The following is a 344-nucleotide window of genomic DNA, read 5'->3' on the forward strand; positions in this document are numbered from 1 at the left end:
TACCTGCACCATCTTTAAAGTTACCTGCGTTCTTGCCATTGAGTTCAGGTTTTAATGGATGGATAACAACGTTGAGCTGTTGGTTTAAGATCCAGAAATAATTGGTGGTGTCGTAACGAAGCGTTTCAATTGCTTGCAGCGCTTGTTTCTTTGCTACTTCTTCACCGAGTACGCTACGTTGGCTGTAATAGTAGCTCGCTAAGCTGACCGCGGTTTCGACTTGAGCACTGAGTTTATCTTGGCGCTCTTGCATTGAGCTTTCACGTTGTTGCATTAGGTTGAAAGATGACGCCATTACCAATAGAACAACCGATAAAATGACGATGGAGATAAGTTTTGATTTA

General features: G+C 42.4%; 1 protein-coding gene. It reads right to left on the reverse strand.

The genetic code is table 11. From position 1 onward, the window contains the following. On the reverse strand, positions 1–344 hold a 344-nt coding region (locus AB4512_RS25025), incomplete at both ends, for a cache domain-containing protein (protein WP_372176157.1).

It is taken from the genome of Vibrio sp. 10N.222.52.B7 (assembly GCF_041474275.1).
Classification (GTDB): domain Bacteria; phylum Pseudomonadota; class Gammaproteobacteria; order Enterobacterales; family Vibrionaceae; genus Vibrio; species Vibrio crassostreae_C.